19 protein-coding genes and 2 pseudogenes are annotated in these 26,747 nt (G+C 44.0%); 12 read left to right on the plus strand and 9 right to left on the minus strand.

Going from position 1 to position 26,747, the window contains the following annotated elements; genetic code table 11:
• Positions 1-2 precede the first annotated feature (2 nt).
• Together KSMBR1_RS20905 and KSMBR1_RS07840 are read left to right on the plus strand one after the other, a co-directional pair.
• The gene (locus KSMBR1_RS20905; protein WP_157820461.1) at positions 3-1,184 is read left to right on the plus strand and encodes a hypothetical protein; all 1,182 of its coding nucleotides are present in this window, start codon (positions 3-5) and stop codon (positions 1,182-1,184) included.
• Positions 1,159-1,926, plus strand: a complete 768-nt coding sequence (locus tag KSMBR1_RS07840) for a tetratricopeptide repeat protein (RefSeq protein WP_157820462.1) — start codon at positions 1,159-1,161, stop codon at positions 1,924-1,926. Before KSMBR1_RS20905 ends, KSMBR1_RS07840 begins: the two co-directional genes overlap by 26 nt.
• 29 nt (positions 1,927-1,955) lie before the next feature.
• Here KSMBR1_RS07840 and KSMBR1_RS07845 read toward each other — a convergent pair whose 3' ends face one another.
• Positions 1,956-2,180 carry a hypothetical protein gene (locus tag KSMBR1_RS07845; RefSeq protein ID WP_099324817.1) on the minus strand — a complete coding sequence of 75 codons (225 nt, stop codon included), beginning with the start codon at positions 2,178-2,180 and terminating at the stop codon, positions 1,956-1,958.
• A gap of 178 nt (positions 2,181-2,358) precedes the next feature.
• Here KSMBR1_RS07845 and KSMBR1_RS07850 point away from each other — a divergent pair, with 178 nt between their 5' ends.
• Positions 2,359-3,612: an MFS transporter gene (locus KSMBR1_RS07850; protein WP_099324818.1), complete on the plus strand. Its 1,254-nt coding sequence runs from the start codon at positions 2,359-2,361 to the stop codon at positions 3,610-3,612.
• Here KSMBR1_RS07850 and KSMBR1_RS23315 read toward each other — a convergent pair.
• Both KSMBR1_RS23315 and KSMBR1_RS22425 read right to left on the minus strand, forming a co-directional pair.
• Positions 3,590-3,745 (minus strand): TRAM domain-containing protein, encoded by a 156-nt coding sequence (locus KSMBR1_RS23315; RefSeq protein WP_099327009.1) that lies wholly within the window; start codon positions 3,743-3,745, stop codon positions 3,590-3,592. The two genes, KSMBR1_RS07850 and KSMBR1_RS23315, sit on opposite strands and share 23 nt — an antisense overlap.
• Positions 3,739-4,296, minus strand: a pseudogene (locus KSMBR1_RS22425) (putative transposase); the annotation flags it as partial. The gene KSMBR1_RS23315 and the pseudogene KSMBR1_RS22425, both read right to left, overlap by 7 nt.
• Before the next feature lie 443 nt (positions 4,297-4,739).
• Between KSMBR1_RS22425 and KSMBR1_RS07860 the strand changes: the two are divergent.
• Both KSMBR1_RS07860 and KSMBR1_RS21935 read left to right on the plus strand, forming a co-directional pair.
• Complete coding sequence (locus tag KSMBR1_RS07860; RefSeq protein WP_099324819.1) at positions 4,740-5,942, plus strand: efflux RND transporter periplasmic adaptor subunit; 1,203 nt, start codon at positions 4,740-4,742, stop codon at positions 5,940-5,942.
• Positions 5,943-6,004: 62 nt separating this feature from the next.
• Positions 6,005-9,349: an efflux RND transporter permease subunit gene (locus KSMBR1_RS21935; RefSeq protein WP_197705376.1), complete on the plus strand. Its 3,345-nt coding sequence runs from the start codon at positions 6,005-6,007 to the stop codon at positions 9,347-9,349.
• Positions 9,350-9,623: 274 nt separating this feature from the next.
• On the opposite strand, the gene KSMBR1_RS07875 is transcribed toward KSMBR1_RS21935, so the two are convergent.
• From KSMBR1_RS07875 to KSMBR1_RS07890, 5 genes and pseudogenes are all read right to left on the minus strand, one after another.
• Positions 9,624-11,507 carry a DUF5069 domain-containing protein gene (locus tag KSMBR1_RS07875; protein WP_099324820.1) on the minus strand — a complete coding sequence of 628 codons (1,884 nt, stop codon included), beginning with the start codon at positions 11,505-11,507 and terminating at the stop codon, positions 9,624-9,626.
• A gap of 207 nt (positions 11,508-11,714) precedes the next feature.
• A complete protein-coding gene (locus KSMBR1_RS07880; protein WP_099324821.1) occupies positions 11,715-12,929 on the minus strand; it encodes an ISAs1 family transposase in 1,215 nt (404 codons plus the stop codon).
• Positions 12,930-13,145: 216 nt separating this feature from the next.
• Positions 13,146-14,951 carry a PA14 domain-containing protein gene (locus KSMBR1_RS07885; RefSeq protein ID WP_230408057.1) on the minus strand — a complete coding sequence of 602 codons (1,806 nt, stop codon included), beginning with the start codon at positions 14,949-14,951 and terminating at the stop codon, positions 13,146-13,148.
• Between the two features lie 102 nt (positions 14,952-15,053).
• Positions 15,054-16,127, minus strand: a pseudogene (locus tag KSMBR1_RS23320) (ArnT family glycosyltransferase); the annotation flags it as partial.
• A gap of 1,283 nt (positions 16,128-17,410) precedes the next feature.
• Positions 17,411-18,181 carry a DUF4159 domain-containing protein gene (locus KSMBR1_RS07890; protein WP_099324823.1) on the minus strand — a complete coding sequence of 257 codons (771 nt, stop codon included), beginning with the start codon at positions 18,179-18,181 and terminating at the stop codon, positions 17,411-17,413.
• A gap of 374 nt (positions 18,182-18,555) precedes the next feature.
• On the opposite strand from KSMBR1_RS07890, the gene KSMBR1_RS07895 reads away from it, so the two are divergent.
• The 6 genes from KSMBR1_RS07895 (at position 18,556) to rsfS (ending at position 25,122) form a co-directional block, all read left to right on the plus strand.
• The gene (locus tag KSMBR1_RS07895) at positions 18,556-19,404 is read left to right on the plus strand and encodes an ABC transporter ATP-binding protein (protein ID WP_099324824.1); all 849 of its coding nucleotides are present in this window, start codon (positions 18,556-18,558) and stop codon (positions 19,402-19,404) included.
• A gap of 21 nt (positions 19,405-19,425) precedes the next feature.
• Positions 19,426-20,706 carry an ABC transporter permease family protein gene (locus tag KSMBR1_RS07900; protein WP_099324825.1) on the plus strand — a complete coding sequence of 427 codons (1,281 nt, stop codon included), beginning with the start codon at positions 19,426-19,428 and terminating at the stop codon, positions 20,704-20,706.
• Positions 20,707-20,815: 109 nt separating this feature from the next.
• Complete coding sequence (locus KSMBR1_RS07905; protein ID WP_157820464.1) at positions 20,816-21,550, plus strand: hypothetical protein; 735 nt, start codon at positions 20,816-20,818, stop codon at positions 21,548-21,550.
• A gap of 280 nt (positions 21,551-21,830) precedes the next feature.
• Positions 21,831-24,041, plus strand: coding sequence for a sodium-translocating pyrophosphatase (locus tag KSMBR1_RS07910; protein WP_099327011.1), 2,211 nt, complete (start codon positions 21,831-21,833; stop codon positions 24,039-24,041).
• Positions 24,042-24,487: 446 nt separating this feature from the next.
• Positions 24,488-24,730 (plus strand): zinc ribbon domain-containing protein, encoded by a 243-nt coding sequence (locus KSMBR1_RS07915; protein ID WP_099324827.1) that lies wholly within the window; start codon positions 24,488-24,490, stop codon positions 24,728-24,730.
• A gap of 77 nt (positions 24,731-24,807) precedes the next feature.
• Positions 24,808-25,122, plus strand: a complete 315-nt coding sequence (rsfS, locus tag KSMBR1_RS07920; RefSeq protein WP_197705413.1) for a ribosome silencing factor — start codon at positions 24,808-24,810, stop codon at positions 25,120-25,122.
• Positions 25,123-25,134: 12 nt separating this feature from the next.
• Here rsfS and rpsU read toward each other — a convergent pair whose 3' ends face one another.
• On the minus strand, positions 25,135-25,383 hold the full coding sequence (gene rpsU / locus KSMBR1_RS07925; protein WP_099324829.1) for a 30S ribosomal protein S21: 249 nt from the start codon (positions 25,381-25,383) through the stop codon (positions 25,135-25,137).
• Between the two features lie 291 nt (positions 25,384-25,674).
• On the opposite strand from rpsU, the gene trpD reads away from it, so the two are divergent.
• The gene (gene trpD, locus KSMBR1_RS07930; RefSeq protein ID WP_099327012.1) at positions 25,675-26,691 is read left to right on the plus strand and encodes an anthranilate phosphoribosyltransferase; all 1,017 of its coding nucleotides are present in this window, start codon (positions 25,675-25,677) and stop codon (positions 26,689-26,691) included.
• Positions 26,692-26,747 lie beyond the last annotated feature (56 nt).

The following is a 26,747-nucleotide window of genomic DNA, read 5'->3' on the forward strand; positions in this document are numbered from 1 at the left end:
AAATGCTACGGGGAATTTCAGGGACAAGAACATCTTTTAATCTTATCATACCGGTTCTTATTATTGTATGTTTGTCACAATTTGTTTACTTAAATACATTATCAAACCAGTTTGTATATGATGATGAATTTATTATTACCAACAACTCCTTCATAAAAACATGGAACAATTTCCCCAAACTTTTCAATAGGGAATATTTTGAATATTCCGGAGAATTAAGCTACAGACCTGTCGCTACGGCTACGTATTTCATTGATCATGCCTTGTGGCGGCTTGCTCCCGCCGGTTATCACTTCACCAACAACTGCTTGCACACATTAAATGCGGCGCTGCTTTTCTTTTTGCTCCTGCATTTGTTCAGACACACGGGGGGCGCATTTGCCGGAGCGCTCCTTTTTGCGTGTCACCCTGTTTTATCCGAAACGGTAAATGCCGTTTGTTTTCGGGAGGATTTATTGGCATGCGCTTTCTTCCTCTCCTCTTTTCTGCTTTATTGTAAAACAAACGCACGTCGTTCGTATTTCCTCTATGCCGCCTCCTTAATATGCTATTTCTTTGGGATATTTTCGAAGGAAATAGCAATTACACTTCCGTTGCTCATTTTTCTCTACGATGTGCTTTTTACCGGAATGTGCAAAAAAACCCTGCATTATTATTCAGGATATGTCTTCGTGACGCTATTTTATCTTATAATCAGATTTGTCTTCCTGCATAATCCTGTGGAATCAACCGTATCATATCCGGAAAACAGTATTTGGGTAAATTGCCTAACAATGTCAAAGGTATGTGCTTATTATATAAAACTCCTTTTTCTTCCGGTAAAGCTTTGTTCAGACTACGTTATCCCACGTTCTTTTTCCCTCCGCGAACCTGCCGTTGCGGTATCATTATTTCTTATCGCCTCTGTTGCAGCCGTTGTTTACAAATTATTTATTCACCATAAGCACCTGGTATTTTCACCGGTATGGTTTTTTATCACGCTGCTGCCGGTTTTAAATATCATACCCATAGAAAATATCATGGCGGAGAGATACCTTTATCTGCCTGCGGTAAGTTTTTGTATACTGTGTGCCGGGTTTGATTGCGCACGACAGGCATACGAGTGTTTTTTTTGGAAAACAGTATGTAATTGCCGCCATTTTGAGTGGCACAGTAATATTGTTTTCAATAAAAACTTTAAATAGAAATAAAGTATGGGAAAGCCAGTCTGCCCTATGGGAGAATACGGCAAAGACATCGCCGGACAGCTTTAAGGCGCATAATAATCTGGGGAATTTTTACCGGGACTCTGGCAGGCTGGACGAGGCAATTGACGAATTTCACCATGCGCTGAGACTTTTTGAAAATTACGCGGAAGCGCATAACAATCTCGGCATAACGTACCGGAAAAAAGGCATGCATGAGGAAGCATACAATGAATACCAAAAGGCGTTGCAGCTTAATCCTGATTATCCCGATGTGCATAATAACCTCGGCGTTTTATATACAAAGATAAACAGATCTGACCTGGCAATGGAGGAATTCAAACGAGCCATAAAAAGCAAACAGATGTATTCCGACGCGCATAATAATCTGGGTATACTGTACGCTTATACCGGAGAATTGGACTTAGCCATCGAGTCATTTAAAAATGCGATTTCCAGCAGGCCTGACCATCCTGACGCCTATGCGAACCTTGGAACCGCATATTTAAAAAAGGGTATGTACGATGAGGCGATACAACAATTTCTTAAAGCAATTTCATATGACAACCAATACGTAAAAGCGTATTATTATCTAAGCACAGCATATTGGAATAAGGGACAATATGAGAAAGCCGCGGAAACGTGCAGAAGGATATTGTCTATCGACCCGACTCACGGGGACACGCTGACGTTGCTAAATACAATTGAACAAAGGCAGGGACGGACGCAGACAGCGCAGTAGCATGGAGATTTGGGTTGGTGTGTTACAGACTATTTCCTGAAGAATGCAAAAAGGATGGCCGTTAAGACGCCAACAACGGAAGCGAATTGTCCAATCCAGAATATAAACATCCACTTGATAATTTCCGCTTTTGCCTCGGCGAGATCTTTCTTTGTGGCAACTTCTTCAAGTAAAGCTGCATGGCTTGTTTCCAACGCAGTTTCGATTGCTTCAGCAATCCTGGCTGCCTGTTTTTCATCGAAAACAGAACGCAATGTTTCAAATACTTTTAGTGTATTGATGTATGCCGTGAACAGTCTCCCGTGGTAATTTATACGGATATGTGTGTTTATTTGTCGCGAGAGTAATTTGATTTTAACATTTTATTGTTTTTATACTCAAGGAGCATTTTGTTTCATCTTCTTATTTTTACCGTTTTTTTAAAGGATTTGTATGAACAGGCAAGAAAGAAACGCCGTCAGAAAAAGCCTTAATGTTTCAATCAGGGACGGCATTGCAGCCGCGGCGACATCGGGATTTGGAAACAACTATGTCAACCCCTTTGCCGTTGCCCTTGGCGGGACAAATATCCAGATAGGCGTATTAAATTCCATAATACACTTTATCCCCGCGCTTATGCAGCTTAAGGCAGCGGATATAACCGAATACTTCGGCAGCCGGAAAAAGATCATCGTAATTTCCGTTCTTTTACAGGCCAGCATGCTTATTCCCATTGCCTCCATTCCCTTTTTCCCGAAGCATTTCCGTATGATTGCGCTTATTTGTTTTTGTACCTTCTATATGTCTTTTGAGTCCCTTGCTACCCCTGCATGGGGATCACTTATGGCCAACCTTGTGCCCAAAAAAAGGCTGGGACGGTATTTCAGCAGACGTTCAAGGATTGTCAGCCTTGTCACTTTAGTAACAACATTTTTAGCAGGTTTTTTGCTGGATGTTTTCAATAATCCCTCACTTACTGGTTTTACGATTATATTTTTGCTTGCAATGATTTCCCGGTACATTTCGTGTTACTTTCTCAGCAGAATGTATGAGCCACCTCTGGAAATAAAGCGGGAACATTACTTTTCATTTGTGGATTTTCTAAAAAGATTAAACATTGGAAACTTCGGGAAATATGTGCTCTTTCAAAGTTCTTTTAATTTGTCAGTGCATATAGCATCGCCGTTTTTTGCCGTATATATGCTCCGCAATCTTGGCTTTTCGTACCTTACCTACACAATCGTCATAACAGTAGTACCCCTCGCGGCTATATTATCGATGAGTTACTGGGGACGATACGCCGATACGGCGGGGAATAGGAAGGTGCTTACCCTATGCAGTTTTATTATATCAAGCCTTCCTGCATGGTGGCTTATTTCGCATGATGTATTTTTTCTGATAGGGATTCAGGCGTTATCGGGATTTTTCTGGGGCGGTTTTAATTTATGTTCTTCAAATTTTATCTACGAATCGGCAATCCCGGAAAAACGCACTCGTTGCATTTCATACTTTAATACCATAAACGGTTTTGCAATATGCCTTGGAAACTTACTTGGCGGTTTTCTCGCAGTACATTTACCGCCGGTCTTCGGCCACCGATTGCTTGCCGTCTTTGCAATATCAGCTTTTCTGAGATTCCTTGCAGCGTTTGTTTTATTAAGACGGGTAAAGGCTGCCGGAAATGCTATATTGTGCCAAAAAGTGTAAGGTCTGTTGCTTCATTTATTGTTATATCCACAAGTGTGCCCACCAGCGCAGGTCGTCCTTTGAATACAACAATATTGTTCTGCCGCGTTCTGCCGGAGAGTTTGTTGGGGTCTGATTTGTGCCTGTGAATAATGTTTCAGAACTATTAAGAATATCGCATAATTGCTGAACATATCTGTTGTTCCCTGGGTTTGTCATGTTATGAATTGTTATCCTTAAGACGCCATTCTTTTCATCCGGCATTATATCTGCATCTGTCATAAAAATTTGACGTACCAGTGATCTTGCTTCATCTTTTTTAGAAATATATTCCTGCAATGTATTTGCCATTGCCGTCTCTGCCCGATAAGCAATCATTTTGATTGTGTCTACGAATTGCTTTCCGCTCTTCTTTAAATCCTGAAATTTCTTATCTTCCGGGAGTTTTGAAAACTCTATATGTTTCTCCGTATTATTTTTTGTAGCCCTGAGTTGTTCAATCTTTTCCTCCAGCGTATCTATCGATTCTCTTATTGTTGCTTTCTCCTGTACATACTTCCGGATATCGGGTTCTTCTCCTTCTGCTTTTAATACCAATGCACCATATTTTACCCGCTGCCTGTTTAACAGTGTAGTTTTGGTTTTTATCTGACTTTCCAATTCCCTGTAACGGGGATTCACCATCTTTGTCGTCTCACTTATTGCCTCCTGTTCGTACTAGATAAGTCTGTCTATACCATATTATTTATCAGTTTGCAGTCAGGGGAAAACAGGGGTAATACTAACTGTAGTATGAGTACCCTCCCTTCTTCCGAAAAAAAGGGATCATATCATTTTCCACCCACATATGGCAATACTATATATATACCTATCTCTACACAATTCAATAGCTTACATGCTTTTTAACTAAAAATGCACTTCCTGGGTTCTGAATTTCTACTTCATAAGAATTCACTTGAATCTGGTATAACGTTTCATTAAAATATCTACACTGATACCGTCATCGTAAGGAGTGGAGCGACGAAGTAATCTTAAGTCTTTTGGGAACAAGAGATTACTTCGTCGCTCCACTCCTCGCGATGACATTTTTTTACGTACACATTTTAACGAAACGATGTACTAGTTAATAATTTTACTAACCTTGAAAAATGCCTAAAAAGCAATCTCCTCTCATCCATCCATTCACTATTGGACGCACTATTTTACTTCTACTCATTCTCGCAGCCCATTCATTTCTGCTAATCGGATGCGAACGGCAGCAGACACAGGCACCACCGCCGCCTATAGTTACTGTGAGTAAGCCCGTGGTCGAGGAGGTCGTGGAGTGGGACGAGTATACGGGGCGGCTCGAAGCCGTGGATACGGTAGACGTGAGGGCGCGCGTAAGCGGTTATCTGGAATCCATACATTTTAAGGACGGCCAGATGGTGAAAAATGGTGACCTGCTCTTCGTAATAGACCCGAGACCCTATCGGGCAGAGCTGGACCGGGCTTTGGCCCAGTTAAAAATCTCAAAAGCCCGCCTTTCTCTTGCGGAGAAAGACCTCCGTCGCGCGAAGCACCTCCTGAGCGAGCTGGTAATTTCGGAAGAAGAGGCCGACACCAGGGTTTCCGACGAGCAGGTAGCTCGTGCATCAGTCGAGATGGCGCAGGCTGACGTTGACGCCGCCAGACTAAACGTAGAATTCACGCAGGTGAGGGCGCCCATCTACGGTTTGATCAGCAGAAAATACGTCACCGAAGGGAACCTCATTAACGGTGGTACCGGTGGTACACTCCTCACTACCATAGTTTCAACGGACCCGATTTATTGCTACTTAGAGGAAGACGAGCAGTCCTATCTCAGATACAGCCGTCTGGAGCGGGAGGGGATTATGCCTGGATCCGGGAAAGGAGAAAACCCGGCTTTTATGGAACTCTCGAACGAAACGGGTTATCCGCACAAGGGCTACATCGACTTCGTCGATAACAGGATGGACCCGAATACTGGGACTATCAGAGGAAGGGGCGTATTCCCCAACCCGGACAACACCCTCACACCGGGACTATTCGCCCGGATGAAGATCGCGGGCAGCGAGCAGTATAAGGCCATGCTCGTGCCCGACGAAGCTGTAGGAAGTGACCAGTCGCTGAAGTTCGTGTTTATAGTCAACCCTGAAAATACAGTTGAGTACCGTCAGGTTACGCTAGGCCCCAGGATGAACGGGCTCAGGATCGTAAGAGAAGGAGTGATGCCTGAGGACCGGGTAATAGTCAAAGGCCTGCAGAGAGTCCAGCCTGGGATCAAAGTAGATCCCGTCGAAGAAGACATAGTCGTTGATGAAATGAATTTCCTCATGCCCGGGTCCTGACGCTGGAAAAGGAGGGCGATTTTACACAAGAGCCCGATAGCAATATTGGAGGGTAATAGATAGTGTCCCGGTTTTTCATAGACAGGCCTATATTCGCTACAGTGATCTCGATCCTGATAGTAATCGTAGGTTTGATAGCGTATTTTACATTGCCCGTAAGCCAGTACCCGAAGGTCACTCCGCCTACCATAGTCGTTCGCGCGAGCTTTCCCGGCGCAAACCCTGAGGTCATAGCTGACACCGTAGCAACGCCGCTCGAGCAGGAGATAAACGGAGTTGAGGACATGCTCTATATGTCCTCGCAGTCGACGAGCAACGGCATGATGCAGCTCACGATAACGTTCGCGATCGGAACCGATATAGACAAGGCTCAGGTGCTTGTTGAAAACAGAATCGCCGTGGCCGAGCCCAGGTTGCCGGAGGAGGTTAGGCGGATAGGCATCACGGTGAGAAAAAGTTCTCCGGACATGTTGCTGGTAGTTCATCTCCTCTCGCCCGATAATACCTACGATCAGCTCTACATAAGCAACTACGCGTCGATCAGGGTTTACGACGTTCTTACTCGTATAGGGGGTGTCGGCAACGTGACCTTGTTCGGGGCGCGGGAATACAGCATGAGGGTATGGCTCGATCCCGAAAAGCTCTACTCGATGGGCATGACTGTAAATGACGTGGTGCAGTCGCTCCGTGAGCAGAACGTAGAGGTCGCGGCCGGCATCATTGGGCAGCCGCCCATGCCCCAGGGCAACGCCTTTCAGATCTCCGTTAACACACTTGGAAGGCTGGTCGAAGAAAAGCAGTTCGGCGACGTAATCATCAGGACTGGTGAAGACGGGCGTGTCACGCGGTTAAAGGACGTGGCGCGGATAGAGCTAGGAGCGAGGGATTACGGCGTCAACAGTTATCTCGACAGTAAGTCTGCGCAGGGGCTCGGTATATTTCAGCTCCCAGGGTCTAACGCACTGGCTACGGCAGAGGCCATAGAAAAAACGATGGCCCGGATCAGCAAGGACTTCCCCAAGGGTCTCGAATACAGGATTGTCTATAACCCGACGAAATTCGTGCAGCAATCCATAAACGAGGTGTACCACACTCTCTTCATTGCATTCATACTCGTTTTCATCGTTGTCATAATATTCCTTCAGGACTGGAAGGCCGCACTGCTGCCCATGATAGATGCAATAGTGTCGCTCGTCGGCACGTTCGCCGTCATGTCGGCCTTCGGATTCTCGCTCAACAACCTCACGCTGTTCGGCCTTGTGATCGCGATAGGCATCGTGGTGGACGACTCTATCGTCGTTGTTGAGAACATCAAGCGGTGGATGTCGAAGGGACTCGAGCCCAGGGAGGCCACCTTAAAAGCGATGGCTGAAATTACCGGCCCCGTGCTCGCGATTACCCTCGTACTTAGTTCGGTGTTTATACCCACTGCATTTCTCCCCGGGATAAGCGGCCAGTTCTACAGGCAGTTCGCGCTTACTATCGCGGTATCTACTATCCTGTCCGCCATAAACGCGCTTACTCTCGCACCAGCGAGGGCGGTGCAGCTAATCAAGCCGTATAGCGAGGCCGAAAAACAGGTGCCGCTGCCACGTGTTGGCATAGCCGTAATTGTCGGCTTTGCCACCTACTCGTTACTGACAGGCCCTCTCGCATCTATCCTGGGCGTTAATATTACCGGACAGGCTTACGATCACTCGTCACCTTCTCACAGCACGGTTGCCCCTTGGGCAATCCGCATAGGGCTTCTCGCTGCCGGATGCGCCATCGGATGGTTCGCGGGACATTATCTCAACATGGCTCTTAAAAAGGCGTTCGGCGTTTTTAACCGCTCTTTCGACCGCGTGACAAACCTTTACGGGAGGACTATCAGCAGGATTTTACGCTTCAGCATCATTGCCGTAATTGCCTATTGCGGACTCATCGGACTGACGTATATCGGATTCACGAAGGTATCCACTGGATTTATACCCGCGCAAGACCAGGGGTATCTCATAGTGGACGTCGCACTTCCGGACGGCGCCTCTCTCGAGAGGACTGACGCAGTCATCGCCCGCGCGACGAATATTATCCTGGGTACGCCGGGCATTGCCTATGCTGTAGGGCTTGCGGGGTTCTCGGGGGCGACATTCACGAACAGCTCGGACGCGGGCGTCATATTCACCCCGCTCGCACCATTCGACGAACGGGCCAAAAACGGTCCCGCGCTCGATCAGATAATAGCCGACCTTAGCAAGAGGCTCTCTGTTATACAGGAAGCCAGACTCCTGGTTATTTCTCCCCCGCCGGTCAGGGGATTGGGTACGTCAGGCGGGTTCAAGATGATGGTAGAAGACCGCGCCGGCATGGGCATAAAGGAGCTCGAGAAGGCGGCCTACGCCTTGATCGATGCAGCGAATCAGGAGCCAGGCCTGACTGGGGTGTATACCACGTTTAGCACGAAGACCCCGCAGATATACGTCGAGGTCGACAGGACAAAGGCAAAGAAGTTAGACGTCCCGCTGACTAATATCTTCGACGCGCTTCAGGTTTATCTGGGGTCGGTGTATGTGAACGACATCAACCTCTTTGGGAGGGTTTACAGAGTTACGGCGCAGGCGGAAGGAGGCTTCCGTCAGCAGGCCGAAGACATCGCGAAGTTAAGGACACGTAGCCTAAACGGGAATTCCATCCCTCTTGGCTCGTTTGTTGATATCAAGCACGAAACGGGACCTGACCGTGTTGTGCGCTATAACCTCTTCCCCGCGATCGAAGTGAGCGGCGCCACGCTGCCCGGATTCAGCTCTGGCCAGGCGATTGAAGCGATGGTGAGGTTAGCAGGCCGGATACTTCCCGTGGGCATGAGCTACGAATGGACGGAACTTGCATATCAAGAGGTCACGCAGGGAAACACGTCGCTGTATATATTCCCGGTATGTGTGTTGTTCGTATTCCTCATATTGTCTTCGCTCTATGAGAGCTGGTCACTCCCTCTGACGATCGTACTGATCGTGCCCATGTGCCTCCTTTCGGCGATATTTGGCATATGGCTTCGGGGCATGGACAACAATATCCTTTCACAGATAGGGTTCGTTGTGCTCGTGGGGCTCGCGTGTAAGAACGCGATTTTAATAGTGGAATTCGCCAAAGACTATCAGGATACGGGCAAGGGGTGCGAGGAGGCCGTGATCGAGGCCTCGCGCGTCAGGCTTCGTCCGATATTGATGACCTCGTTCGCTTTCATACTTGGGGTAATCCCCCTATTGATTGCCACAGGAGCCGGCGCCGAGATGCGTCAGGCGTTGGGAACCTCGGTATTCAGCGGCATGTTCGGGGTCACGTTCTTCGGCCTGTTTTTAACCCCTGTGTTCTACATCGTGATCAGGAAGATCACGGAATCCGGAAAAAACCGGAGTGTAAAAGTGTAATAGGATTCATATTTGTGGAAGGCGGTTGTTTAATCCTAAATCCCGCAGATAGTGATGTAGCCACGTTTCTGTGAAGCGCGGACCGGTCGCGTTACATCCTTTGCCCGTTGGGTGAGGCATGATTAAGTAAACAAGTTCCTTGTCAACGACCGCTTGCATCGGAAAACAAAAATTTAACTGCGGGATTTACGTGAACAGCTTGCCATCACTTTGATTGGCGAGGCAATCGGCAAGATTGCATCCATCCGTGGCACTCCATGGCTATCCCTGAAGTTCATGGAGCGTAGGTCCAATCTGGTTTCTTCTTTGTCTGCTTTTCGTCGTAGGAGAAATGGTGTTTCTCTTCATCATAATCCACGATTTTCGGGATCGGCCAAGGCTCGGACTGAGGCCGCTTGCCTTTCGCGTATGGCTCAAACTCCTCCCGAAATGACTGCACCAAACCGGGAATCAACTTCGCGCCCTGCGCCGGCAGAAAGCAGCGATTTGCCTGCGGTGCGGAATGTGCACCTTCCATGATCCAATCGAGGCCTGCCCGGTCATCATGGAGATGAAGGTGCTGGAGGAGTTCGTCGATGCCGTGCGAAGCGGTCCGTAAACCGGCTTTGCAAGCCGGACATTGATTGCAGGATTCGACATAGAGAAACCGAGCCACGGCCTGCGTTACCCGTGGAATGCTTGCGGCGTTGTCCAGCACGATGAAGCCCGCCGAGCCCAGCCCGGAGCCGATCATCTGGAATGCGTCAAATTCGGTTGGCGTGTCGAACCTGTCCGCGAGAATGACCCCGCAGGCCACGCCCGAGAGCGCCACCTTGAATTGCCGCCCCGTGTGCGGTCCGCCTGCGACATCGTAGAACAACTTGCGCAACGTAATGCCCGCTTCGCACTCATACACACCCGGGCGTTGTACGTCGCCGCATACGGTAAAGATCAAAGTGCCGGACGTATCGTGCGTGCCCAGCCGACGGAACGACGCCCCGCCGTGCCGCACGATGCTTGGGACATGCGCTAGCGTCTGTGCGTTGTCCAACAGGGCCGGGTTTGGGGAGTTGGGCGTAGCAAACAGTCCGATCTCGTACGGCGGACAGTACGCCTCGCGTGGCATGGGCGGGAATCCTTCGACTACGTTGAGCAACGCTTTCTCCTCGCCGAAGAGGTATTCTTCCGGGCCTTCCACGATTTTGATCTCGATCCCATCCATCAATCCTTTGGAGGCCATTTCGCTGATCGCCTGCCTGACGCGTTCGATGGACGGCCCGAAGCTTCGTTTGAGCGCGATGTAAATGCCCGCCGCATTGACTGCATGAGCCGCAATCAGCATCCCCTCAATCGTGGCGTACGGATTCTTGCGCAGAAGGTAGCGGTCCTTGAACGTGCCGGGCTCACCCTCTGCCGCATTGCAGACCACGTAACGGGTGGGACAGGTGTGTCGCACCAGTGTGCGCCACTTGACGCCGGTGGGAAATCCCGCCCCGCCCCGACCGCGCAACCCCGACGCCAACAACTCCGTCACGATCTGCTCCGGAGACATCGCGCGAGCCTTGTGCACGGCGTTCTCGCCGGTCGCGCACAGATATTCTTCGTACGAGAGGAACGGTTCCGACGGAATCAGCCAGTGCGTCTTCAGGCCGGTGGGCGTCGTGAGGGGAAATTTTCGGCGATGCCGGATCGCGGCCAGCACCGCTTCATCAGTCGGGCAATCGCGGATCAGTTCGAAGAACTCGACGCAGCCGATGCCCAGTTCCCGTAGCACGGCACGACTTTGGCTACAGGGAAAGAAAAGATCGTCCGCCAACCGACCTTCAAGTTTAGCCCGCGCCTTGTCAATGACGCGAGGTAATCCCGCGATATCGCCGAGCGTCGCCTCGGCCGGCCGGTAATCGGTTTTCAACGGTGGAGTTTTTCCGCCTTGCGCATGCAGAAAGTAATCACGACGAATCTCGTGCAGCCGCAAAATTTCGGCGTAGGCCGGTGCACCGTTGTTGAGCAGATCGTCGCACGCGTTGAATATTTCCTGCGGTTTGCTGCCGATCAAGCGAAGAAACTCGCGGTCGGCCTCGGAGAATATCCTGGCCGGGGTTCGCTCCCCGGCTGCCAGTTCCATCAGGACGTGTCCGCACAATAATTTGAATTCCAGTTTCCAATCGATCATGTTCATATCCTTCTTTTCTGGCCGGTTGCCTCGGGATGCACGACGGAATCCATGACCAGGCTGTTGAGTTGATAGTTGATAAGAAATCGCTTTTCCCCATGAGTTGTTCAGTATAGCAAAGGCGAAGAGGATTACAACTTTTTTTAGCAAAATATAAGAAACAATGCAAGGGAAAATAATGATATGGAATTACAGAAGAAATTGGGGGGATTATCATGTGATGTGTGCGGTTTCCTTTTGCGCATGTAAGGCATCGAAAGTAACGACACGGTCTTTTATGTCTAAATCATCAAACAATACCGGAACCATCGGTATTTCGTTTGTTTTGCAGTCTACCTGAGTTTGTGCGAGAACTATACCCTGTTTATGAAGAAAAGCGGCAAGCAAATGTACCTGTTTGCCGTCAGGCTGTCTTGCACCGCAAAGGGTTTTCCCGTCAACCGCAATGGGCAGGCTTTTATCACCTACAGATTGAAACCAACGCGAGAGGACTTTATCAACTGCTTCTGCATCCACCTGCTGTAAGAAACGCCTGATGGTAGGTTCACTCGGTGGTTCGTATCGTTTCGTTTTTGTATTATAACGGCAGGAGAGACGTTTTAGCATATTTTGCGGACAACGCTTTGCCCACTCTGCAATGGCGGCAAAGCTCCAGGCATTGCAGATGATAGCACAGATAGAAATTGCCAGGATAGAACGTTTCCTGTGGCGAACGCCTCTGGGCATGCGATGTTCAGGGATTTGCTGCAATAATTCGTCAAGAAATTCCGCATCTTTTAAAGATAATTTCATAGGCTTTGTCTCCTTTCTTAATTGTATGGTAAGATTAGGGTTATTAAGTTGTTTTTGGACTTGTGCTTTCAATGAGCGAACAAAGACCATCTTTGGCTTATTGTGCAGAAGATAGCCTTGTGATGATCTGGCAAAACCGGTTGAATGTCCTAAAAAAATCCATCCTGCGGCCTTATAGCAGACGCCTTTAAAAAAACGAGGGTCGACAAAGGTCTCCACAAGCCAGATTGGATGCCCATAGACCTTAGTCCAGTCTTGTGATAAGCGTTTAAGGTTAAGAGAAAGAATACGGGAGGCAAGGTTTGGTACGTGTATCTGAGGAAGGATCAGGAAACGTGAGTTGTTTGCTATGAGTTTCAGGCGTTGTGATTTTAAAAATGGCGGCCATCCAATCCACTTATCGCGAACGGTACATTTTAATGCTGCGGCAGCCCAGCCGATCAAGGCAAGCCATTGTCCCTGTGATTCCGCTACGTAGCGAATTGATTCTCCTACGAGAGAACGAAATCCAAGGTAATGATGCTGGCGCATCAGTGTGTCCCAATTTGCCTGGTCGTTTTGTGAAACAGGACGAACGGTAATTGAATGAAGTAGTTCGTTGTGTGTGTTATCGATTGGTGTTGTATGCTGGTTCATGCCCTATAATATAAAATATTTTAGGGGGAATGTCCACGTTTTTTTACATATCTTTGTATATTATGTGCTTATGGAAAACTTTGACAGCGCCATGGATTTTGGGAGAGAGGTTTATTCCTTGAAATAGGGGATTTTTGCCAATTCCCCAAAAAATTTTCGTATCCATAATTTCAGAACCCCTGATCCTTAGACAGGTCAATTGCATTATCTCTCTCCTTAAAGAAAACTGAGATGTGTTGATGGAACTAAAGATTTATTTATTGAAGAAGAACTCCATAATAATTTTATCCTCGCAGATTTGCCTACATCGTTATATTCTATAGATATCTTGTGCCATCCTTTTTTCATACTAATCTCAGATTTGTCCTCTGTTGCACTATGTTTAGTCCAATTATCAATGACAATATATCCATCAATTTTTAACCTGACACCATCGTCGCTCACTGTGTAGAATGTGTAATCACCACTTTCATCGATTCTGATTAATCCATCCCATCGCACAGAAAAATTATCTTCATTTATTCTCTGGCACGGTGAATTCAGTCCCCAATTAAAATCTATCTTCCTGTCCGTTCTTGAAAGCACGAATTTCTCAAAATTCTTGCCATTGAAATAGCTTCCCTTCAATCCTCCTGTAAACTCTGGTTTTACTTCAGAAAAAGGAATTACATCAATTTTTTCCCCATCCAGTTCTTCAATTTCATAGCCATCTTTAGACCAGCTAAGATTAGTTGATGGTACTAATGATTTATTCAGCGAAGAAGAACTCCATAATAGTCTTATTTTAGCATCATAACCTGTGTCGTTGTATTCTATAAAAATCCTGTGCCACCCTTTTCTAAGATATCTCTTTGCTTTATTCTCTTTTGATGTATGGCTGGTCCAATTATCAATAAGCATATCTCCATCAATCTTTAACCTGACACCATCATCACTCACGGTGTAAAATGTATAATCACCACTTTCATCGATTCTGATTAATCCATCCCACTGTACAGAAAAATTATCCTTATTTATTCCCTGGCACGGTGAATTGCGTTTCCAATTAAAATTTATCTTATTGTCCGTTCTTGAAAGCACGAATTTCTCAAAATTCTTGCCGTTGAAATAGCTGCCCTTTAATCCTCCTATTAATTCCGGCCTGACATCAGACAATGGAATCTCCTTAAATTTTCTTTCTCCGACTTCCTTTATTTCAATACCAGCCTTTCCGTCGGGAAAGTATATTGTTTGAATAGTCCTGAATGAGGCATATTCTCCCGCGTTAACAATTAAGACCTGTTTCCTGCCGACTAACCTGTTAATAGTATTGTACTTATATTTGTCAAATATTTTACTTTTTTGCCATTTTTGCGGGTCGTACTTTGTATGAAATAAAATGTAAATGTATTTATTACCCATATTCATAAAACTAACAGTATCGGTATTTTTCAATTTATCAGTTATCTGAATCGCCTCTTTTATGCCATAAGACCAGGCTCCGAACTTGGTTTCAGGGTATATCTTATAGTATCTCCAAAAGTAATTACTTACATTACAAATACTAAAAATTATAAAGGACCCCGTTAACACTATAAGCGGGTAGTTGATATATTTTTTAAACTGCTGGTGTTTTATACCAACGCTTCTTACGTAAGCAATAGTAGATACCAAGCCAACGGCGGCTATTATTTGAAAAACAGGTAATCCGTAAATCGATCTGATTGCATGAGGGATACTTTCATAAGTTAAGCTTGCAGATACCGGAAACAGCAAAAACCACCATAACAAAACTGCATTCCCCTTTTTCTTCCTTATGCACAATACAAGAAATATAATACCTAAAACAATGAGAATGCCTTCAAATTGAAAAAGTTGACCCATAGCCCCTATGTTATGCCTTGAATTTCCATCACCTCTGAAAAATAAAAAATTTGGGGACATATGAAGTGAATAATTCCTCAGGAATGAATACGGAATCAGAAAAGATTTATAGTCAACCAGGTCTTTAAAGAAAGGCAGAGACCAATATCTATCATTCAAGATACCGTTCTTAGTTGCATTTAATGAATGTTTCGTAAAAATGGATATAATATTATATCTCGTTTGGCCAGGACCGTTGAAGGTGAAATTCAAAAGAGGGAGCAAAAAGAAAAAACCTATTAAGAGAGACAAGAATAGCTCCGTTTTATGCTGGAAAAGCCGCCTGTAATTTATAATGAGGAAGACTAATAGAAAAAGCGGCACGAAAAGCTTGGCAGGAGCATACGTGTAAAGTGTTAAAGCAAAGATTGCCGCACTGAAAAGTAGATATTTACCATTTTTCAGGCCTTTTAGTAAGAAATAGTAACCAATTGTAAAAAGACAGGGAAGTGAAATCGCCTCAAAGGCTATCCTGCTAAATTGAATATGCCAGGGGGTAACAGCGAGGAAAAAGGCTGCCCACAAACCAACACGTTTATTAAATATCTCTTTGGCCAAAAGATAGGTAAAAAACACTGTCAGCATTCCAAACATAGCGGCAGTGAATCTGACAGCAAATACATTCAAACCAAATATTTTTATGAATGGGATAACGGCATAGATATAGACAGGATTTTTATATTCACCAAAGGCCTTAAAATAGAGTGGCAACAGTGTCCCATGTTCATCTTTACCCGTTTGTAAAACAGAATAAGCATTATAGCCAATGGATGCTTCGTCCGAATAAAAACCATTAGGATTTTCATGTAAATTAATCAGTCTTAAAAATATTGCAAGAAAAATGATGAATAACAGGTAAGCATTACTCGTTAGCCATAAACGGTTGATGCGCAATAGTTCTTTTTTTAATGAGGCGATATCAGGGGCATAATATTTCCATATATTTTCATTATACTTAATTGCCCAAATGATTAATGTAATTGCCAGAAGGAGAACTGATATTCCCATTAAAGGGAATTCAGGCAGGTTTCCTGTAATAGTTTTTCCTATATAATATTTAAAAGCCCAAATATTAAGAGAACAATACATAGTGCCATGCAAGGCTCCTATGGAGCAAATAATTATAGAAACACATCCCGATATAATGACGACTCTTTTAAAGAATTCTGTATTCAAGGTCTTTCTTAACAAACCTGAGTTCAAATCCGTCCAGTAGGGGCATAAACCTAAGATCAGGAACGGCAGGGTGGGAAGTAAATATCTTGGTCCATATTGACAATGACCAACGGTGCTCATATTGATTAAATATGAAATTAAAAATACAAATTGTAGTATTAAAAAAAGTTTCTCTCTGAAAAATTCCTTGCGGATAAAAAAAATACCGAAAAACGACAGGACAATTATTGGTGAAAAGGCATAAATACTTGTCTTTGGTGAGAGAAAATAAAAATGTATTTTTCCCAGAATGTTGTTGAGAGAAAAAGCAGGGTATGTATCGTTAAAATTACCAGCAATATTTGCAGGCAGGAAAGGACTCCCAAAAGCATAGTAATTGTAAAGGAATAAGGGGGAAACCGAAAAAGTAAATACAATTAAAAACAAAAACAGGTGCTTCCATTTTTTAAAAGTTAAAATGTATAATAGTAATCCTAATAAAATAAATACAGGAAGGGCTGATGTGAAAATAGATACACCTGCCGTTATACCGGAGACTACCGTGCAGAAGGTTTTATTTACCTGGGAGGAGTGGAAGCTTAAAAAAAGAAAATAAAATGAAGCAAATATTAAGAAAGTACCATAGATATCATGATGAGTAACCCCGCAGTATGGGAATGATATGGTGCCTAACCCATAAAATATTGCGACCAGGAAGCTAAATTTTTTGTTTTTGGTTAGGAAAACACCTATTTTAAAGAGCATAACGACTATTAATGAAGTCATTGCGCCCGAAGTAAACCAAGTGACCAGCGAGGATGTTAGCAAGTAACTATTTTCATAGGTTATGCCAATAATATACAATATGAAATAGATTATTGTGCCTATAAAGAATTGCCCTGGCTGTTTGGCTGCGTAAAGATGTCCTTCATGATTAAACACATCTCCAGGCCTTTTGAGTTTCGGGGTCGGGCTACCATCAACATACAGGGTTCCTCTTTCAGCAATAGCCTCTATTCCTGCTTGTTGCAAGGTGTATGAATTTTGATCATTGCTGTTGACAAATATCCCATAAATAAAGAAGATTGCACAAAACAACAGCACCGTATCACTGATCTTTTGAATATGAAATATTTTTTTAAAAAATTTAAATTGTATATAAATTTTCATTTTATCGGATGTTTTCCCCTGCCAAAATGTTACGAGGTATCAAAACAGGCAAACTAGCGACGAAACCAATGCCTGGCTGGGTGGATTTTCGCGCGTTCCGCTAAAAAGCTTGTTGTTTGACTTTTACAGGACATGTTTAAAAGAATGTGTGTGTTGCGGTTTTTACCGGCGGTTTGAAATACCCCGGCAATTACCGCATAAAAAATCAGACATGTTTTTCAGAAATGGCGGCTGCTCATTGTTCCTGATAGTTTTCACATCCTTCTTTTCATGATGAAGGGAAGGTGTACCTGGTCTTGTTTGTAATCCCCCGTCAGGGCATATATAATGATATTTATCCCGAGGCGAAAGGCCATTTCCCGCTGCCTCTCCCCTCCGGGAATCACTTCGTATTCCCACGTACCCAGAGGGTCTTTCGCCCATGCGCCGCCGAGGTCATTGTGTGAATAAATTATTACGGTACGATTCCCAAGTGTTATCCCTTCCAGAAACGTCTTTTCCATAATCCGGCCATATGCCCTGTTCAGCAGATAAAAGGATTTAAAGATGGTATGTTCTAATGAAAGAGGCTCTAACGATTTGTTTGGGAATATCCGCTTAATTTCCCGTTGTATGGATTTATCGAAACCGAAATTGTCCTTTCCAATGCAGTCGTCAATGAGCAAGGTTCCTCCGAACTCAAGGTACAACTTAAGATTACTAATTTCGCTATCACTAAAAGGGGGAAATTCACGGTCTCCCGACATGTAGGCAAAGGGATATTCAAATAACTCTTTATCGCCGGGCATGACGGATCTGGTCCCAATGCTTGCTTCCACGCTGGTTCTCTTCATCAGCTCCCACATGAGCCGGTTGCCGGTATTTGGCCGTGGGTTCCAATTGCCGTTGGAATACTCAATCTGTACAAAGGTAAACTTTGAGGCGTCACCCATTGCAAAAAGCGTGTTGAGGGAAGGGGATAAAATAGTGGCTACGAACAAAATAAATGAAAAGGAGATAGATAAATTGAAATGATTATGCTTCATTTTACCGGGAGTATTTTTAGACCAAAAGATTGTAAAACAAGAATATATTGCAATAATTATAAAATACTATATCTGTTTCGCAGCGATTTTCCAAGTGACAAATTTTAAAGCAATCGGCAGTATACAGTATACAGTCTACCGTCAGCAGATTGCAGATTGCAGATTGCAGATTGCCGACTGTAGACTGCCGACTGTTTTCGCGTCCAATCCAATGAATAGTTAAATCGTGTTTTTCCCTCATAAATTATTGCCTTAAATATTGTTTGACTAATTAAATGAATTTGATTAGAGTATCTACGCTTCCAGGCCATTACCGCCGTAATTCCCTTATATTATGTATAACGCCTGGTATTGTGTGGAAAAATTAAAACTGCGTGGATAGTTTTGCCGTTAAAATAGAAGGCCTTACTAAGGTTTACAAAGATTTTTGGAAACGGAAAAGTGTTCCCGCCCTGACAAATCTGAATCTTGAAATCAAACAGGGAGAAATATTTGGGCTTTTAGGTCCCAACGGATCGGGAAAGACTACTACTGTTAAATTACTCCTTGGATTTCTTCACCCCACCAGCGGCAGGTCCTGGTTATTGGGAAAACCTTCCGGCCATATACAAACCAAAAATAAGATCGGTTTTTTACCAGAAGAATCCTATTTATATACATTTTTGAATGCGGAAGAGATCCTGGATTTTTATGGAAAACTTTTCAATCTTTCCCGAAAAGAAAGAAAGGAAAGGATCGATAAATTAATCTACCTTGTAGGGTTGAACCCTTACCGAAAGCGCCTTTTGAGTAAATACTCAAAAGGGATGCTGAGGAGAATCGGCATTGCACAGGCGATAATAAATGACCCGGATTTGATTATACTGGACGAGCCTACCAGCGGGCTTGACCCAATAGGCCGCCGGGAAATAAAAGAGCTGATAAGTGAATTTAACAAACAGGGCAAAACCGTATTGCTCTGTTCTCATCTGTTGGCAGACGTGCAAAGTATTTGCAGCAGAATCGCGATTCTTAATAAAGGTGTTTTGCAAGTGTCAGGCAACGTGAAGGAATTGCTTTGCCGAAACGAAGTAATGGAGTTTCTGGTCAAAAACCTATCTGACGGCGATTTAGAATTGGTAAAAAAATTTATAGCGGAGAAAAACGGCGAAGTACTTTCTATGCATCCTCATCGTTCAACATTGGAGGAACTGTTTGTTAACATCATACAGCAGCACAATTAGAGTATTTTCTCATTCGGACTGATGGTACTAACTCTTGCCACTCATACATTACGAGAGGCTATTAGAAAAAAAATACCTCACATATTAATTGGCTCCGGCGCCATTATTTTGGCAATATCGCCGTTAATTTCATCGGCAAATGAACCCGACGCACTGCCAAAAATAATGCTGATATTGTTTTTTCAGGTAGTGACGGTTTTTTGCATAACCGGAATAATCATCTACTCCGCAATTTCGTTACCGTACGATATTGAAAAAAAAACCATTTTTAGTGTTCTTTCAAAACCTGTTTCTCCTTTTAAATTTGTTGCCGGCAAAACACTTGGTTTTTCATTGTTAGCGGCTTTTATCCTGGCCGTATTGGGTTTTGTCAATATTGTGTTTGTTTTTTGTGCCTCCTCTCACCGGCTATCGGAACAAAAAGGATTGTTCAAGGCCCGTAAAGAATTCAATGCTCAGCATTTTCATATTCAGGGGAATGTGCATCGTGAAAAAGAAAGGATTCGCTGGATCATGGGTGGGGGAGAAGGTGTCGCCGTATGGAACTTTCCCAATTTGCACGAAAAAGCCGAAAAAACCTTTCCCTTTGAAGTGGAACTTCATCTTAAATTGGATAGCAGCAGGGATATCGCAGATACGATCCCCCTTGCAATTGGAATCGAAGGCATTCACCCGGAAGAAAACAAGACAGAGGTTTTTTCTGCAAAGGCAGACGAAATATTAACGGTCAGCATAAACCCGGGAATCATAAAAACACACAACGATATTAAAATAACCGCTTTTCCGGTTCTTGTTACTGATTATATTGGCGCTACACAAAACAGTGTGAAGGTCTTCTCCCTGCAAAGAGGATTTGTATTCAACTATGCGAAGGCAATAGCCGTAACCTTTTTGAAATTTTTACTGATAATCGCGGTTGCCGTAATGGGTTCTGCATATCTCTCCGCGCCGGTCAGCATTTTATTGGCATTTACTGTCTTCCTATGCGGACATTTACTGGATTTCGTAAAAGACTTTTCATTATTATTGCATCATTCCGGCACACATGAACACGCATTACATGGGATGATAAAAAACCCAAATATCTTTATGATATATATGGAGTATTTCTCTAAAAAACCCTTAGAATGGGTTTCGTTTATTTTGCCTGATTTTAAAAGATTTGACAGCCTGGCATATCTTTTAAAGGGTATAAATATCCCTTTAGAAACCATTGGATTCTCTGTGCAATATACGGTAATATACGTACTAATTTGTACTCTTATTTCTTGCATACTATTAAAAAAGAGAGAATTCTTTTAAGTACGGAATGCTGCGAAAAAGGCGCTTATTTTTATATGCACTGCTATGTATCATCTTTTTTGTCAATATAGGTGTAATTTCTTACCGGAATAATTCAACAGCAACGCCAGTGAATTATTCTCCTGCCGAAACAATTCCTTTGCTTTTGTCCGGCGGGCTTCGTGGCATTGTCGTTGACCTTCTGTGGGTAAGGGCGCTTGCCAGGCACGAGGAGAAAAAATATTATGAATTGTTGACTATTAACAATCTCATATCTAAATTACAGCCTGATTTTCCTGCGGTTTGGATCTTTCAGGCATGGAATATGGCATATAATATCGCCCATGAATGGGATTCGCCGCAAAACAAATGGAAATGGGTCAGCGCTGGATTGCATTTCGCAAAGAAAGGGGCGTTGAAAAATCCCGGGAGCGGTGATCTTTTTTTTGAATTAGGGTTTATGTATGCGCATTTGTTTGATCAACGGTACTTTAAATATGCAACATTTAACAGGGAACAATTGAAAAAAGAAGATGGGGAAGACAATTACGAAGCCGCCCTTTTCTGGATGGGAAAATCTGTTGTAAACGCGCCAAAGCTGAGAAATATCGCTGCGATAGAAAGAACCATTTGCCATACCTTGTGGAAAGCGGCGCTATGTGCAGAAGAAGAGGGGAATTTTGGAAGTGCCCTTGATTATGTTGAAACTGCAATAAAGGAATGGAAAGAATATGGCGAAAAATACCCTGAAGATACGCTGGTAGAGGTAAAAACGTTTATCAAAAAGCTGGAAGAGAAAAAAATGGTTTTGTGCGATACAATAAATAAAGCCGACAATTCCGTCTTGCAAGACTGGGAGAAATAAATCTTTTAGTGAATGTGTTGTATTACTTTGCTTCGTTATATTTTTAAATTAAAGAAATGATTGGCAGAAAGGAGAATAATGTACGTCGATGAATAATTTTTTACGTATTTTTAATCTTATATTTAAAGTCAACCGTGTGAGTATCATAATGATACTTTTGATGTTGACCATTTTTATCTTTGGGGCGGTAAAGTCAGATATTTTTTCTCACAATGCCCAGGCTCAAACAGCCGCAAAGATAAGCACGGAGATGCCTGCGTTTGACATCGGGCACCCCCTAATGTCAACTAAAGGCACAGCAGAAGATAGTTCTCGCTCAATACCTATACTTTGGTGGATTGCCCCGTTTGGAGCAATATGCGGTCTTTTCTTCGCAATGAAATTTTACAGAGGCGTTATGAAATTTCCGGAGGGCAATGAAAAGATGATTTCCATTGCAATGCACGTACGGAAAGGCGCTTATGCATATCTAAAACAACAATATAAGGTAATCGGCATCTTTATTGTCGGTGCATTTCTCGTACTTCTTTTCATCTCCTACGGATTAAAACTCCAATCGACAGTAGTGCCTTTCGCGTTCCTGTCCAGCGCTTTTTTATCGGGATTTGCCGGATTTTTGGGGATGAAAACAGCAACAAATGCAAGTGCAAGAACCGCAGAAGGCGCAAGGAAATCGTTAAACCAGGGATTACAGATTGCTTTTAGAAGCGGCGCGGTGATGGGGCTTGTAGTTGTGGGAATGGGGCTTCTGGATATTTCCTTGTGGTTTTTTGTGTTTCGCAAATTTACCAATTTTACCTTGCTGGATATGGCGATGATGTTACCGTGTTTTGGCATAGGCGCAAGCTCTCAGGCACTATTTGCCAGGGTTGGCGGTGGAATATTCACCAAAGCCGCAGATGTCGGGGCCGACCTGGTAGGAAAAATAGAGGCGGGCATTCCTGAAGATGACCCGAGAAATCCTGCGACCATTGCGGATAACGTCGGCGACAATGTTGGCGACGTGGCAGGCATGGGAGCTGATTTGTATGAATCCTATTACAATTCAATGCTGGCATGCGCTGCATTGGCAATAACCGCAGGTTTAGGCATCGCCGGAATGGTTGTGCCCATGATATTGGCGGGAGTAGGTATTATTCTCTCCATTATAGGCATATATACGGTGAAGACAAAAGAAGAGGCGACGCAAAAAGAACTTTTGAAAGCCTTGGGGAAAGGAGTTAACATAAGTTCGATTCTGATACTGATAACATCGGCAATCGTTATTAAATTTATGCTGCCCCAAAACTTCGGTGTTTGGGGTTCCATATTTACCGGATTAATTGCCGGTATAATTATTGGCAAAGGTACAGAATATTATACCTCCTCAAATTATTCACCAACAAAAGGCATAGCGGGGCATGCGAAAACAGGCCCTGCGACGGTTATCATCGATGGCATTGCAACGGGCATGAAATCTACTATTATCCCTGTGGTAACAATTTCGGTTGCAATTTTATTAAGCTTTGGCTTTGCCGGTGGTTTCGCAAATACTTCACTCGGCCTGTATGGCATTGCCATTGCCGCAGTAAGCATGCTTTCCACGCTAGGCATTACTCTTGCTACCGATGCCTATGGGCCAATTGCGGACAATGCAGGCGGTAACGCGGAGATGAGCGGGCTTGAGCCGTACGTCAGGGAAAGAACAGATGCACTGGATGCCTTAGGAAACACAACGGCTGCCACAGGGAAAGGGTTTGCGATTGGGTCGGCCGCTTTAACCGCAATGGCATTGATTGCGTCATTTGTAGAGCAGGTAAAAATAGGATTGGAGCGTGCAGGAACACATGTCATACAGGTTGCCGGCATAAACATTGACATAGCAAAAGCAACCTTAGCCGACCTTATGGCCTCTATGAATATTACCTTAATTAATCCAAAGGTGTTGGTCGGTTTATTTATTGGGGGGTTAATCTCCTTTGTCTTTTGCGCATTGACAATGAAGGCTGTAGGGCGTGCCGCGGGTAGTATGGTAGAGGAGGTAAGAAGGCAATTCCGCGAAATTCCTGGTATTATGGAGGGGAAAAACCCGCCGGATTACGCCGCATGCGTCTCCATAAGCACTAAGGGCGCTCAGAGAGAAATGATACTTCCATCTGTACTTGCGCTTCTGACCCCAATTGCAACCGGTTTAATACTGGGGGTGCCTGGCATTGTGGGTCTCCTGGCGGGAAGCTTAACGACCGGATTTCTGCTGGCCGTTTTCATGGCAAACGCCGGCGGCGCATGGGATAACGCAAAAAAATATATCGAAGGCGGTGCATTTGGCGGAAAAGGCTCTGATGCGCATAAAGCAGCCGTAGTGGGAGATACGGTAGGGGATCCGTTCAAAGATACTTCTGGCCCGTCGTTAAATATTTTATTAAAGCTGATGTCAGTAGTATCAGTCGTCTTTGCAGGAATCACTCTTAAATATTCGGAACAAATCAGCGCTTTTTTACACCTTAATTAGCGGTAACTAAAGCATGGCGTTGAATTGAAACATTCAGCGCCATGCTTATATATACCTTACGAGTGCACAAATTGTGCTTTCAATTGTAGAGCGAAGAGTCTCTTCGCTTACTCTATATATTGGTATCAGCAAAGTGGTACTTCGCTCTACATTTCGTAATTTGTGCACTCGTAAGGTATAGTCAAACAAATAGTACACTTTAGTCTTTTGAAACTGGAAATAATGATTTGTAGTGCGACGAGGTTCGTCGCATTGTTTTGAGTAGACCCTATTCCTTATCGCACTGTTTTTTTTGGTGCGACGAACCTCGTCGCACTACATTGCTGGAATTTTTCAAAAAACTAAAGTGCTACAATAAACCTGTTTAACCGTGGCAGGTAGTAGTATTTTTTAACTGCAACAGTCCTTTACAAAATTGCGGTCGTTTAAAGAGAGGAGGTAAAATTATGGCGAATAATAGCCACGCGGAAGCAGAGTGCAAAATATGCCCTAATTCTCATTGCCAGTTTGATCATCATGCAAAAGGCGCAAATTTTTGTATTTTATGCGGAACGCTTTTGTATTACAGGTGCGATGATTGTGCATCCGTAAATCCCAAATACGCAAAGTTTTGTTTCTATTGCGGGAGCAACATTGCGGATGTCGAATCCTCAGCACACTATAATCCGGGTTTCGAAGATGCTTTGTAAACTCAATAAAAAAACTTTATGTTTTAAGGAGAGAAAAAACGTTAGATTCTAAAGAAAAGGCAATTATATTTGCCAGAATTGCAGACGATAAAAAAGCGGAAGAAATAGTAATATTGGAGGTAAAAGAGGTATCCTTTATTGCCGATTTCTTCGTTATTTGCAGTGGATTGAACAGCCGTCAGTTGCAGGGTATTGCAGATGAAGTTGAACTAAAAATGAAAGAGTATGGGATTTATCGTAGCGGCATAGAGGGATATGCGGAGGCGAAATGGATACTAATCGATTATGGAGATGTGGTGCTTCACCTTTTTTGCCAGGAAATGCGTCATTTTTATGACCTCGAGCTTTTATGGGGCGACGCACCAAAAATACCATGGAGAACACCTCTGTAAACGAGGCGTCCGCTAATTATTTCTGCCAGAACGGGTAAAGCTTGTGCGTGCAACCACTGTTTGTCCTGAAATGCCCAGCTTTTGAGCCCTTTTAATATTTTTTATACGACGGCTTTCTTCACGACGTTTTTTCTCCGAAGGTTTTTCAAAATACGCAATGCGTTTTGACTGGTTAATAATACCTTCTTTATCACACATTTTCTTGAACCTTCGAAGAGCATCTCTTATGTTTTCATCGGATGTAATCAATATTTTTGCCATAAATCTCCTTAAAGCCTTTCTATAATATTTGGTCTGTAAAAATTAAAGGATAATTGTAAAACTTATGTCATTATCCGTCAAGTAAAAAATTGACCTGAACGGTAAATATGTATCAAAATCTATGTCTGCTTCGGAAAAGAAGCCATGTAGGGCAGGCACTGCCTGCCGGAAGTTGGGATGTTACAAGGTACGGTTTACGAAGTGCGATTTAAAATCGTAAATCGTACATCTAATCTGTCTGTTTCTTGAAAGAGGAAAAAACAACCCTTTACTCTTTGAATGTTTAACGCCATGTTTAACAAGGAAATAATTTACAAACTAACAAACAGAAGGAATTTGAGCCAGGAAGAAAGCTTTGCCGCTATGACACAAATTATGGAAGGGTATGCGACAGAGTCTCAAATTGCCTCGTTTTTAACTGCCTTATGTATGAAAGGTGAAACCGTTGATGAAATAACAGGGTGTGCGCTGGCGATACGACAAAAAGCCTTACAGATAAACGCCGGTACAGGGATAATTGTTGACACCTGCGGAACAGGCGGTGACGCAAAAAACACATTCAATATTTCTACCGCGGCTGCATTTGTTATAGCGGGAGTGGGCATAAAAGTCGCAAAACACGGGAACAAAGCGGTTTCGGGTAATTGTGGCAGTGCGGATGTTTTGCAGCGGTTGGGTGTTAATATCGCGGCAGATGTAAAAACAGTAGAGAAGTGTATTGAGGCTGCGAATGTTGGATTTCTCTTTGCACCTCTTTTACACCAGGCAATGAAACATGCGGGCAAACCAAGAAAGGAAATAGGGATACGGACAATATTTAATCTTATCGGGCCTCTCGCAAATCCTGCAGGCGCTGTCCACCGTATTCTGGGGGTATATAATGAACACCTGACCTTTATCATTGCGGAAACCCTAAAGCGGTTAGGCGATAAACATGCTTTTGTTGTACACGGACTTGACGGTCTGGACGAAATCACCGTCACAGGAAAAACAAAAATCTGCGAACTTGCTGACGGCGCAATAAAAAGCTACTATATAGAACCTCAGGATTTTGGAATAAAAAAATCCAGCCTTTCAGATCTTATGGTAAATTCACCGGAAGAGAGTGCGCTGGCAATGAAAGAGGTATTCAACGGCGTCCGTAGCCCTAAAAGAGATATTGTCCTTATGAATGCCGCGGCCGCAATCATCACCGGAGGAAAGGCAAAAACCTTCGGAGAGGGAATAGACGTCGCCGGTCGGTCTATCGATGAAGGAAGGGCGAAAGAATCGCTCCGGAAATTAATCGATATAAGCTGGCAGCGCTAGAAGTTACGCCACAAAAAAACCACCTGTTTTATTTGTGATAATTATGTTGCTTTTCA

The organism is Candidatus Kuenenia stuttgartiensis (genome assembly GCF_900232105.1).
GTDB lineage: Bacteria > Planctomycetota > Brocadiia > Brocadiales > Brocadiaceae > Kuenenia > Kuenenia stuttgartiensis_A.

Excerpts from the sequence above, each read along its gene's own strand:
- KSMBR1_RS20905 (WP_157820461.1), top strand. The coding sequence starts at position 3 with ATGCTACGGGGAATTTCAGGGACAAGAACATCTTTTAATCTTATCATA.
- KSMBR1_RS07850 (WP_099324818.1), top strand. The coding sequence starts at position 2,359 with ATGAACAGGCAAGAAAGAAACGCCGTCAGAAAAAGCCTTAATGTTTCA.
- KSMBR1_RS07860 (WP_099324819.1), top strand. The coding sequence starts at position 4,740 with ATGCCTAAAAAGCAATCTCCTCTCATCCATCCATTCACTATTGGACGC.
- KSMBR1_RS07875 (WP_099324820.1), bottom strand. The coding sequence starts at position 11,507 with ATGAACATGATCGATTGGAAACTGGAATTCAAATTATTGTGCGGACAC.
- KSMBR1_RS07880 (WP_099324821.1), bottom strand. The coding sequence starts at position 12,929 with ATGAACCAGCATACAACACCAATCGATAACACACACAACGAACTACTT.
- KSMBR1_RS07890 (WP_099324823.1), bottom strand. The coding sequence starts at position 18,181 with ATGAAGCATAATCATTTCAATTTATCTATCTCCTTTTCATTTATTTTG.
- KSMBR1_RS07900 (WP_099324825.1), top strand. The coding sequence starts at position 19,426 with ATGGTACTAACTCTTGCCACTCATACATTACGAGAGGCTATTAGAAAA.
- KSMBR1_RS07910 (WP_099327011.1), top strand. The coding sequence starts at position 21,831 with ATGTCAACTAAAGGCACAGCAGAAGATAGTTCTCGCTCAATACCTATA.
- KSMBR1_RS07915 (WP_099324827.1), top strand. The coding sequence starts at position 24,488 with ATGGCGAATAATAGCCACGCGGAAGCAGAGTGCAAAATATGCCCTAAT.
- rpsU (WP_099324829.1), bottom strand. The coding sequence starts at position 25,383 with ATGGCAAAAATATTGATTACATCCGATGAAAACATAAGAGATGCTCTT.
- trpD (WP_099327012.1), top strand. The coding sequence starts at position 25,675 with ATGTTTAACAAGGAAATAATTTACAAACTAACAAACAGAAGGAATTTG.